Below are 10,789 nucleotides of genomic sequence, written 5' to 3'. Positions count from 1 at the left end.
GATGTAGGCATACTCGCCTGCTGGGACTTGGCGCGGATGCGCCTCGTTGAGTGCGCTGCTGAGCGGTACGAAGGTCTCATGGCCGCTCGTCACGTCGAGTCGTACAGGGCCGTGGATACGCGCTAGGTCGTGGGCGCCAATGGATAGTCCAGTGACCAACGACACCAGGTTGTAGATGTCCACGACTGGGCTGATCGGCATGAGTGTGCCACGGCGCTCGAACTGCCCACGCAGGGCTATCGGCGACGGCGGAAAGCGTTTGATCGAGCGGCCGACTCGCGCCCGCAATTGCCGATAGCCGTCGAGGATATCGATGCAGGCGGCACTCTGCTCCTGTGCCTCAATCAGCAGTGCTGCGCGCAACTCCTCGAGACCAGCGGGCTGCTCTTGGTTATTCAGATCATGCTCGACCCAGACCAGTGTGCGTAGGCCCAAGTTGGCGGCAGCGTCGGTCAATGCGAATCGGAACGACATGGGAAGACCATCAGCATCGCTCTCGGAGTCAACCATGGGCACATCGTCGTTGAGCCTGTCGGGGCCAGCTTGTGCGCGACCAGCTTGGACCGCTAAAGCCGCTTCTCCAAGAACAGGTACTGTACCGCCTGTCCGTCGTCCGCCTTCGCGCCCGAATCCGTATTGGCAACCGAACCGGCCCCGAAGCCCAGGCTTCGATACAGCCCGCGAGCAGCCGGATTATCCTCGCGCACCTCCAGCGTGACCTTGCAGTGGTTGCGTTCGCGCGCTATCGCCTCCACCGCTGCCAATAGCTGCTTGCCGATGCCATGGCCGCGCCAGCTGGGCAACACGGCCAGGTCGTGCACATTGGTCAGCGGTCTGGCGCGGAAGGTCGAGAAACCGGTGAAACAGACGGCGACGCCTACGGGCACCCGATTCGCCCGAGCGAGCAGCACGCAGGCGCCAGGGACAGCGCGCAGGCCGGGCACGAGCTCACGTCGGGTCGCCGCGGACAAGGGGGTACCAGCCCCCATCGGGTCGGCGGCATAGGCATCCAGCAGGGCAATCAGGGCAGCGGCGTCAGTAGGATCATCGAGATTGGCTGTGCTGACCTTGATCTGAGGTTGATCCATGGCTGCTCCCGGTGGCGATGCCTGCCCACAAGACACTGATCATGAATGTGAAACAGGTGCTTCAACGTCCGCGCCATCGTCTGGAATGACGACCCGCTCTGGACCTGCGCTGTTGGTCAGAAGCCCTGTCCGGGAATCCAGTTCGTCCCGGCCAATGGTACCCGCGCCATGGCTGCGGCTTCCACCGTCAGGGCCACCAGATCCTCCGGCTCTAGGTTGTGCAGATGCGACTTGCCGCAGGCGCGAGCAAGCGTCTGCGCCTCCATGGTCAGCACGCGCAGATAGTTGGCTAGGCGCCGGCCGCCGTCGACCGGATCGAGCCGCTGCGACAGCTCCGGGTCCTGCGTCGAGATGCCGGCCGGGCAACGGCCTTCATGATAGTCGTCGTAATAACCGGCGGCAGAGCCGATGGCCTCGTAGTCCCGGTTCCACTTGGGGTGGTTGCAGCCCATCGCGATCAGTGCCGCAGTGCCGATGCCCACCGCATCAGCGCCGAGCGCCATGGCCTTGGCAACATCGGCACCGGTGCGGATGCCACCGGAGACAATCAACTGCACCTCGCGATGCATGTCCATCTCTTGCAGCGCCTGCACCGCCTGCGGAATGGCCGCTAAGGTGGGGATGCCAACATGCTCGATGAACACCTCTTGGGTGGCCGCCGTGCCGCCCTGCATACCGTCGAGGACGATGACGTCAGCGCCGGCCTTCACCGCCAGCTTGACGTCGTAATAGGTGCGCGTGGCACCAATCTTGATGAAGATGGGTTTCTGCCAATCGGTGATCTCGCGCAATTCCTCGATCTTGATCGCCAAGTCGTCCGGCCCGGTCCAGTCCGGATGCCGGCAGGCGCTGCGCTGGTCGATGCCGACCGGCAGCGTGCGCATGCCGGCAACGCGCTCGGTGATCTTCTGCCCGAGCAACATGCCGCCGCCGCCCGGCTTGGCGCCCTGGCCCAGGACCACCTCGATGGCGTCGCCCTTGCGCAGATCCTCTGGGTTCATCCCATAACGTGAGGGAAGGTACTGATAGACCAGGTGCTTGGACTGGCCACGCTCCTCGGGCGTCATGCCACCATCGCCGGTGGTGGTGCTGGTGCCGACGATCGAGGCGCCGCGGCCAAGGGCCTCCTTGGCCTGGGCTGATAGGGCGCCAAAGCTCATACCAGCGATGGTGACCGGAATATCCAGCTTGAGTGGCCGCTTGGCGAAGCGCGTGCCGAGTGTGACATCGGTTGCACATTTTTCCCGATAGCCCTCAAGGGGGTAGCGGGACATACTGGCACCGAGGAAGAGCAGGTCGTCGAAGTGCGGGACGCGGCGCTTGGCGCCAAAGCCGCGAATATCGTAGATGCCGGTGTCGGCGGCGCGTTGGATCTCGTTGATGGTAATGCGATCGAAGGTGGCCGATTCGCGCAGGCCGGCCTTGACGTAGACGTCGGTCATATTCGTATCCTCAGTAGGCGGCGGCGTTGTCGACCTTGAAATGATAAAGCTCGCGCGCGGAGCCGTAACGCCGGAAGTCGGAGGGGTTGGCGTCGATGCCGGCGCGCTTGAGCAGTTCGCGCAGCTCGGCGAGGTGCTGATCGCGCATGGGCTTCTCGATGCAGTCGGCGCCGAGCGAGGCGACCTTGCCCTTGACGTAGATCCGCGCCTCGTACAGCGAGTCGCCTAAGGTCTCGCCGGCATCGCCGCAGACCACCAGTCGGCCGGCTTGGGCCATAAATGCGCTCATGTGGCCGACGCTGCCGCCGACGACGATGTCCACGCCCTTCATCGAGATACCGCAGCGCGCCGCGGCGTCACCCTCAACCACCAGCAGGCCGCCATGCGCGGTCGCAGCCGCCGACTGTGAGGCATTGCCGGTGACACGGACCAGGCCAGACATCATGTTCTCGGCCACACCCTGGCCGGCATTGCCATGCACGGTCACGCTGGCCTGCTGGTTCATGCCGGCACAGTAATAGCCGGCATGGCCCTGAATATCGACGCTGAGCTTGGCGTCGAGGCCGCAGGCGATCGCGTGCTTGCCAGCCGGGTTGAGCACCAGCCACTCCTGCTCGGTGCAGGCGCTGGCCTGATCGTGCAGCCCTTGGTTCAGCTCGCGAACGCTTTGATGGTCGAGATCAATGGTTTTCATGCTGCGGCTCCTAGCGCCTGAGTGCGCTCCCACAGGTAGACCCTGGCCGGGTCTGGCTCCCAAACGCTGGCCTGCTCGATGCCGGGCAGATGCACCAGAGCCCGATACTCGGAAGCCATGGCGACATATTGGTCGGTCTCGGCCAGTACCGCGGGCTTGCAGGCGACCGGGTCGCGAATCACGGCGAAGCCGTCGCGGGTGCCGATGGTCAAGGTGAAAAACCCATCAAGGTCTTCAAGCCCCTTGTGCAGTGCCTGTTCGAGGCTGTCACCGGTGCGCAGGCGCCAGGTCAGGTAGCCAGCCGCGACCTCCGAGTCGTTCTCGGTCTCGAAGCGGATGCCCTGCTTCTCGAGCCGCTTGCGCAGCCAGTTGTGATTGGACAGCGAGCCATTGTGCACCAGGCAGAGATCCTGTCCGGTCGAGAACGGATGGCTGCCGGCCATGCTGACCGCGCTTTCGGTGGCCATGCGGGTATGGCCGATGATGTGAGTCCCTTGCATCGCCGGCAGGTTGAAGCGGTCGATGATGGCTTGGGGACGACCGACGCCCTTGAGGATCTCGATGCTGCGACCAACGCTCATGATGCGGGCGTCCGGCGCGAGCTCGCTGAATGCCGCACGGGCCTCGCCTTCGCTGGTGGCGAGCTTGAACACCGCCGCCGTAGCGTTCTGGAACCAGTCTGGCTCGCTGCCCGCGGTGTTTCCGGAACGCGCTGCTAAGGCGCTCGCAACGGCGCTCCAGTCGAACGCCGGGTCTTCGTGCTGCAACGTCAGTTTGATACGGCCTGGTCCGACCTCATCGCCGTAGATGGCAAAACCGGCGCTGTCGGGGCCGCGGTCGGACATCGCCGCCAGCATCGGCGCAAAGAGTTCACCCAGGCGCGGCTCCAGCGCTGGGTCCTTCAGATAGAGTCCCACGATTCCACACATGATCTCGATCTCGTCAGCTGTGAACGAAAAGCCTGATTAGCTCGGTAGCTCGGTTCGATCAGAAAAATTCGGCATAGTGCTGGACCTCCCAGTCGGACACGTGCCGACTGTATTCGGTCCACTCCATGCGCTTGACCTTGATGAATTCACCAACGATCTCTGAGCCCAGCGCCTCGGCGAACAGGGGGTCTGTCTCCAACGCATTGATGGCCTCATCGAGGTTCTGGGGCAGGATGCCGATGCCGCGACGGACACATTCGTCACGCTCCAGGTTATAGAAGTTGATGTTCATGGGCTCACCGGGATCGAGATCACGTTCGATGCCGTCGAGACCCGCGGCAATGATCGCTGCATGCACCAGATAGGGGTTGCAGCCGGAGTCCGGCAGCCGGAACTCGAGGCGACCGTAGGGGATGCGCACCATGGCCGAGCGGTTGTTGTCGCCATAGCCGATATAGGCGGGTGCCCAGGTGGCGCCGGAGAGTGCGCGGCCCACCACCAGGCGCTTGTAGGAATTGACGGTCGGTGCCGCGAAGGCGCAGAGGGCCGGGGCGTGATGCAGCAACCCTGCCAGGAACTGATAGCCGAGCTTGGAGAGGCCCATCCCGGAGGGATCGGACGCGTCGGTGAACAGGTTGTTGTTCTTGGCATCGGCGATGGAAAGGTGGAAGTGCATGCCGCTGCCGGTGCGGCTGGAGTCGGTCTTGGGCATGAACGAGCAGATCATACCCAAGCCATTGGCGATCTCACCGGCGGCCATGCGCACGAAGACGAAGCGATCGGCGGAGGTCAGCGCGTCGCTATAGGTGTAGTTGATCTCAAACTGGCCATTGGCGTCTTCGTGGTCGATCTGATAGACATCGAAGCCGACGGTCTGCAGCGATTCGACCAGTTGTTCCAGAAACGCGCGCGCACGTGACAGCCCCTTGTAGTCGTAGCAAGGTTTATCCAACACATCGCTGTGGTCTACCGGGGAGAGGCGACCATCGGCGCCGCGACGCATGAGGCACATCTCGGGCTCAAGGCCGCTATAGAGGGTCCAGCCCTGATGCTCGAGCCGCTCGAGCTGGCGCAGCAGGACATAGCGCGAGTCATAGGGGTAAGGCTGGTCCTTGACATGACCGGTGCAGACGATGCGCGCATAGCCCGGCTGCCAGGGCACGACGCTGAGTGTTGTCGGATCACCCTTGGCCATGAAGTCGGCGCTTTGCGGCTCCATGCCCAATCCCCAGACGGCAAAGCCGGCGAATCCGGCACCGTCGTTGATGACGTCGTGGATGCAATGCGCCGGTACCGCCTTGGTCTTGGCCACGCCGTGGATATCGACAAACTGGGCTAACACATACTTGATGTCGTTGTCGCTGATGAACCTGTCGATGTCTTGCGGCGTCATGGTTGGTCTCCGATGCGCGATGGTGATGCTGATGCTGCGGTGAAATCGATCGTCGTATTGGATAAGAGGTCCGATCATAATGACCCTGCGGCTCGCGTAAGCTCATGAATTTCTCAGCCTGATGTGCATGTTGTTAGGGCTTCTAGGGCCATCAGGTTCGGATCACGGATTCAGTGTCTGATTCGGATGTTGGCGTTGGCGCCGGCCTCTATGAGGTCAGTTGCGCGCCTGATCGGCCGCCGGCTGCAGTCAGGTCGCGCACCACTTCCGTCAGCGTCTGTTGCAGGTAGTGGCCGAGGCTCGGATCGCAGCCCAGCAGCAGACCCTCGTCGATGCCGAGACACCAGAGATTGACGCCCGCGGCGGCCAGCAGCTGCCAGTCATCTGGGCCGAAGCCGCGGAGGTCCGCATGGCAAACCTGGGCCATGACGCGGCGCCAGTCGGGGCCGGTCAGTGCCAGTACGCGATCATCGCGGCCATAGCACCAGCAGCAGAGACTATCCGCCGTTGGTGGCGTTATGGTCGCGATCAGGAATTCCTCCCGCCCGGTGCGGGCGATGAAGCCATCCGTCAGTGCTGCCGCCTGCATGATCTCGGGTGGCGGCAAGCCAGCGGACTGCACCGCGCCGGGGCTGCCCGGCCCCAGTAGGTGCCAAAGTGGAAGTGCGCGAGGCTGGAGGCTCACTGAGCGGGTCGCGAGTGATGACATTGGCTGCATCGAATCGAGCGTTGCTGTCGGAGCCATCAGGCGACCTCCTGCCGTTGCAAGTCGGCCTGCTGGCGCAGTCCGTCGGGATCGTAGAAGGGCATCGCCACCTGGGTCGCCGTCACCAGGACCCCGTCGGTGGCGCGGATGGGGAGTGTTCGGCCAAGGCCAGCAACCTCGCTGTCCACCAATGCCATGCCAATGATGCGTTCGCGCGCAGGGCTGAATGCAACGCTAGTGACGCGACCGCGGATGTCGCCATCGACGATCACCAGATGACATTCGGCCACCTCCGGCCAGCCGTGCGCATACTCCAGCTCGAAGCCCACCAGGCTGCGCGCAGTCCTTGGCTTTAGGATCTGCAGACTGCGCTGCCCGACAAAGAAGGGCTTCTTCAGGTGCACGGCCCAGGACATACCGACCTCGAACGGTGTGGTCAGACCATCGGTGTCCTGGCCGACGATGATGTGGCCCTTTTCCATGCGCAGCCGTCGTTGGGCCTCAACACCGAATGGACGGATACCGTAGGGCTGGCCCTTGCGCATCAGCAGATCCCAGAGCTCGGCGCCGCGGTGATAGGGCACATGGATCTCGTAGCCTAGTTCACCGACGAATCCGACCCGCATTAGGCGCGCAGGGATGTCCCCGATAGTTCCTTCGCGGAGTCCGAGATAGGGAAAGGCGTCGTCAGACAGATCGATGTCAACCAACTCGGCCAGCAGCCGGCGACTGTTTGGCCCAGCCAGATTCATCGCCGAGAGCTGCCCGGTGCGATTGACCAGCCGGACTTGGAGTCCCCACTCCAAGGCGAAGCGCGTGAGGCTGCGATAGGTCGCGTTGGCATGGCTGCTGGTCGCGGTCAGGTAATAATGCTGCTCGCCTAAGCGGCCGACGATGCCATCATCGATGATGACGCCTGCCTCATCGACCATCAGCGCATAGCGCGTCATGCCAAGTTTGAGCCTGGTCATGCGCATGCTGTAGGCGGCGTCGAGTAAGCGCGCGGCGTCGCGCCCCAGGACCTCGATCTTGCCCAGCGTCGAGACGTCGATCAGGCCGAGCGCGCTGCGCACCGCCGCGACCTCCTCGCGCACGCGGACCTCGCGCTGTTCGGCTTTGCCGTAATACTCCGGACGGTGCCAGGCACCAGCCTCCATGAAGCAGGCGCCGGCCTGCTCATGGCGCTCGTGCAAGGCCGAGCGCTGGTGCACGCGGAAGCGTCGACCGGCCAAGTCGTCCAGACGCAGGGGGTGATAGAAGGGGCGAGCCGTGGTGGAGCCGGTCTCGTCGATGTCCTTGCCGAGGACCTTGGCCAATACGCGAATCGCGTTCATGTTGGCGTGCTTGCCCTGGCTCGGCCCCATGCCAACGGTCGAGAACCGCTTCAACAGCTCGATGTTGTCGAAACCCTCGCGCGCAGCCTGCAACAGATCCTTGAGCTGCAGATCCTCATCCAGATCGACGAAATTCTTGCCCTTGGGATGCACCACAATCGGCCAGGGGTGAGAGTGGGCGTTCGGGTCGCGGTATTGGGCCAGGTCGTCATTGCTGGCTGGGCCACTGGTCTTGATCTCGCCCGTAGCATTTGTTGCCGCTGCCAGTTCTGCGAGCGCCGCGCGGGCGGCACGACGGCCATCTTCGATCTGCGCATGAAGCTCGAACACACCATTGACGCGGCCTGCCGCCTGGATGCCCGGCGGCAGCTCGAGCGGTACGAACTGCTCCAAGGTCTTGCTGTACTCGAGTGTTGCGCCGGCTTGGTAGAGCAGATGCGCCGCAGGTGCCCAGCCGACGCTGAGGATGACCCCGTCGCAGCGCAGCCAGCGCTCCTGGGTGTCGTCGAGGCTGCCGTCGGCGCCCAGTGGCGCAACACTGACGGCACTGACGCGATCCTTGCCAGAGGCTGCATAGAGGCCATGATGGGCGAGGATCTCGACGCCGGTGGCAGCGAGTTCGCTGGCCAGTGGTCCGCGCTCGGCTGGCTCGCCCAGGTCGACGACGGCGATAAGCTCGACGCCGGCGGTCTGCAGATCGAGTGCGGCGCGATAACCCTCGGCATTGGCCAGTAAGAGCACCGCCCGCTCGCAGGGCTTGACCGCGTAGCGCGCAATCAGGCGCTGAGCCGCGGAGGCGAGCATGACGCCGGGCAGGTCGTTGTTGCGAAAGACTGCTGGCTGCTCGATGACGCCGGTCGCGACGATCAGTGCGCGACTGCGGGTCTTGGCGATGCCGGCTGGGCCGGCCAGTGGTACCCACTGATCCTGGTAGTAGCCAGCAGCAACGGTAGCTGTCATGACGCGAATCCGTGGATGCGCGTTGACGCCCTGTTTAAGCGCAGTGCGCGGCGCCTCGGCGCCGGCATCATTGGCCCATTGATAGTCCAGGCTACCGCCGATGTGCGGATTCTCATCTACCAGGATGACATCCGCGCCGGCCTCAGCAGCGTTGAGCGCCGCGGCCATTCCGGCTGGCCCGGCGCCGATGACCAGCAGATCGCAATGCTCATACCATTTCGGGGTGATACGCCGCCGCCAGCCGCTGCGTACCTGCCCGAGCCCGGCGGTGTGGCGCAGCAGCCGCTCCCAGAGCGGGAACAGCCAACGGGGTTTGTGGAACACCTTGTAATAGAAGCCGACCGGCAGCGCGGGTGAGAGTTGGTCGAGCCAACGGTATCGGTCCTGCTTGAGTCCGCCAAGGGTGTTGCAGGCGGTGAGGTTAATGCCAGCCGGCACCGGTGTCACATCGCCGCGCAGATGGGTGTCGTCAACGTACTCGAACAGGGCGTTGATGTCGTGATTGGCGAGCGAAAATAGGCCGCGCGGGCGGTGATACTTGAAGCTGCGCCCGAGGATATGCACGCCGTTGGCCCACAAGGCACTGCTGATGCAATCGCCCCGCAGCGCGTCGATGGCCTCGCCCTCGAGCGTGAAGCGCAGCGGCTGACCGCGCTCGATCCACTCAAATGGCTGAGGTGTCAATCGGGAGCTCATAGCGGATGTCCTGCACGGGGATGGAGCGGAGGAAGTGATCGCGGGCCGTATCGCGCTCGAACAGGTACCAACCGCCGGTGGGCCGGTGGTACCACCATTCGCGCAGTACCCTGGGGGCGCCGGCGCGATTGAAGACGTGCGCGGCCCAAGTCGCGTCATCGGCCTCCAGCGGCGGGCGAGACTGCTCGCCGCCGTAGTCGAATTCAGTCAACGGGCGTGGACCCAGGTCAGGTAAGGGGATCAGTTTCATACTGGCCTCTCAGTGTCCGACCGATGCCGCGCCGCGTTCGCCGACTAGGTCGAAGTCGGCGAAGCGGGATAGCCGAAAGGGCTTGATCAGTTCGTGGTTTTGATCGTTGACGGCGGTCCAGGCCATGGTCTTGCCGCTGATCGGGGTGGCCTTGAAACCCCAGGTGCCCCAGCCGGCATCCAGATAGAAGCCGGCGATCGGGGTAGTGCCCATGATCGGCGCGAAGTCGGGGGTCATGTCGCTCATGCCCGCCCATTGACGCATCACCCGCAGCCGCCCGGTGAGCGGGAAGAGGTCGAGCAGCTTATCCGCCAATTCTTCGACGAAGCCGAAGCTCGAGCGGGTGCTGTGCAACACGCTCGGGTCCACGGAGGCCCCCATGACCAACTCGCCGCGGGAGGACTGGCTCACATAGACGTGCAGACTGCCAGAGACGATGATGCTGTTGAGGAAGGGCTTCACCGGCTCGGTGACACAGGCCTGCAAAGGGAAGATCTCGATCGGTGTTTGCAGACCGACCATCTCGGTGATGCGCGGGGTAAAGCCGGCGACCATCGAGATCAGCTTGTCGCAGGAGATAGCGCCGCGGTTGGTCTCTACGCCCCGCACCCGTTCGCCCTCGACGCGGATACCGGTGACGCGGGTCTTCTGGTGAATCTCGACACCGCGCTGCCAGGCACCCCGACCATAGCCCCAAGCGACCGCATCATGCCGCGCGACGGCACCTGGGGCGTGCCACAAGGCACCTAGGACTGGCTGATCGCCACCGCAGTCTAGATCCATCTCCGGCACCGCCTTGGCGACACTTTCGCGGTCGAGCAACTCACTGTCGATGCCGAAGTGCTTATTGACCTCGGCACGCCAGCGCATGGTGCGCAGCGCGCTATCGGAGTGGGCCAGCGTGAAATGTCCGCGGGTGGAATAGAAGAGGTTGAGGTCGACCTCTTCTGACAGATCCTGAAATAGCTTCAAGCTCTGGTCATAGAACTGGACACCCTCGGGGGTCAGATAGTTGGAGCGCACGATGGTGGTGTTGCGCCCGGTGTTGCCGCCACCCAAGTAGCCTTGCTCAAGCACTGCGACCTTCTTAACGCCATGCTCGCGTGCCAGATAGTAGGCGCAGGCGAGACCGTGTCCGCCACCCCCGATGATGACGATGTCATACTGATCGGCCAGTGGTTGCTCGGGCGGAAAGAAACGGAGCTCGGCGTCGGTACCACGCAGTGCAAACTTCAACAGACGTAGGGGCATGACGCTGGCCTCAGGCAAACACGATGGTCTTGTTGTCGTGCACCAA

10 protein-coding genes are annotated in these 10,789 nt (G+C 63.7%); all 10 read right to left on the bottom strand.

All coding sequences use genetic code 11. The features are described from left to right. Positions 1-474 (bottom strand): B3/4 domain-containing protein (locus VBE63_RS21015; RefSeq protein WP_323684978.1); only part of this gene is annotated, 474 nt, incomplete at its 3' end. Positions 475-566: 92 nt separating this feature from the next. Then, positions 567-1,088 carry a GNAT family N-acetyltransferase gene (locus VBE63_RS21010; protein WP_323684977.1) on the bottom strand — a complete coding sequence of 174 codons (522 nt, stop codon included), beginning with the start codon at positions 1,086-1,088 and terminating at the stop codon, positions 567-569. Positions 1,089-1,204: 116 nt separating this feature from the next. Continuing rightward, entirely contained in the window at positions 1,205-2,530 is a 1,326-nt protein-coding gene (locus VBE63_RS21005; protein WP_323684976.1) for an FMN-binding glutamate synthase family protein, read from the bottom strand. Positions 2,531-2,540: 10 nt separating this feature from the next. Beyond that, a complete protein-coding gene (locus tag VBE63_RS21000; RefSeq protein WP_323684975.1) occupies positions 2,541-3,224 on the bottom strand; it encodes a protein glxC in 684 nt (227 codons plus the stop codon). Beyond that, positions 3,221-4,153 carry a glutamine amidotransferase family protein gene (locus VBE63_RS20995; RefSeq protein ID WP_323684974.1) on the bottom strand — a complete coding sequence of 311 codons (933 nt, stop codon included), beginning with the start codon at positions 4,151-4,153 and terminating at the stop codon, positions 3,221-3,223. The genes VBE63_RS21000 and VBE63_RS20995 overlap by 4 nt, the downstream gene beginning before the upstream one ends. Before the next feature lie 58 nt (positions 4,154-4,211). Continuing rightward, positions 4,212-5,546, bottom strand: a complete 1,335-nt coding sequence (gene glnT / locus VBE63_RS20990; protein WP_323684973.1) for a type III glutamate--ammonia ligase — start codon at positions 5,544-5,546, stop codon at positions 4,212-4,214. Positions 5,547-5,754: 208 nt separating this feature from the next. After that, positions 5,755-6,291: a hypothetical protein gene (locus tag VBE63_RS20985; RefSeq protein ID WP_323684972.1), complete on the bottom strand. Its 537-nt coding sequence runs from the start codon at positions 6,289-6,291 to the stop codon at positions 5,755-5,757. Beyond that, a complete protein-coding gene (locus VBE63_RS20980) occupies positions 6,291-9,230 on the bottom strand; it encodes a 2Fe-2S iron-sulfur cluster-binding protein (RefSeq protein WP_323684971.1) in 2,940 nt (979 codons plus the stop codon). The genes VBE63_RS20985 and VBE63_RS20980 overlap by 1 nt, the downstream gene beginning before the upstream one ends. Then, positions 9,211-9,492, bottom strand: coding sequence for a sarcosine oxidase subunit delta (locus VBE63_RS20975; RefSeq protein WP_323684970.1), 282 nt, complete (start codon positions 9,490-9,492; stop codon positions 9,211-9,213). Before VBE63_RS20975 ends, VBE63_RS20980 begins: the two co-directional genes overlap by 20 nt. A gap of 9 nt (positions 9,493-9,501) precedes the next feature. Continuing rightward, positions 9,502-10,743, bottom strand: coding sequence for an FAD-dependent oxidoreductase (locus VBE63_RS20970; RefSeq protein ID WP_323684969.1), 1,242 nt, complete (start codon positions 10,741-10,743; stop codon positions 9,502-9,504). Positions 10,744-10,789: the final 46 nt, after the last annotated feature.

The organism is Lamprobacter sp., assembly GCF_034860625.1.
GTDB lineage: Bacteria > Pseudomonadota > Gammaproteobacteria > Chromatiales > Chromatiaceae > Lamprobacter.
This window is presented reverse-complemented; position numbering and strand designations above follow the sequence as displayed.

Coding starts and splice junctions, on each gene's coding strand:
- VBE63_RS21010 (WP_323684977.1), bottom strand. CDS start 1,088: ATGGATCAACCTCAGATCAAGGTCAGCACAGCCAATCTCGATGATCCT.
- VBE63_RS21005 (WP_323684976.1), bottom strand. CDS start 2,530: ATGACCGACGTCTACGTCAAGGCCGGCCTGCGCGAATCGGCCACCTTC.
- VBE63_RS21000 (WP_323684975.1), bottom strand. CDS start 3,224: ATGAAAACCATTGATCTCGACCATCAAAGCGTTCGCGAGCTGAACCAA.
- VBE63_RS20995 (WP_323684974.1), bottom strand. CDS start 4,153: ATGTGTGGAATCGTGGGACTCTATCTGAAGGACCCAGCGCTGGAGCCG.
- glnT (WP_323684973.1), bottom strand. CDS start 5,546: ATGACGCCGCAAGACATCGACAGGTTCATCAGCGACAACGACATCAAG.
- VBE63_RS20985 (WP_323684972.1), bottom strand. CDS start 6,291: ATGGCTCCGACAGCAACGCTCGATTCGATGCAGCCAATGTCATCACTC.
- VBE63_RS20975 (WP_323684970.1), bottom strand. CDS start 9,492: ATGAAACTGATCCCCTTACCTGACCTGGGTCCACGCCCGTTGACTGAA.
- VBE63_RS20970 (WP_323684969.1), bottom strand. CDS start 10,743: ATGCCCCTACGTCTGTTGAAGTTTGCACTGCGTGGTACCGACGCCGAG.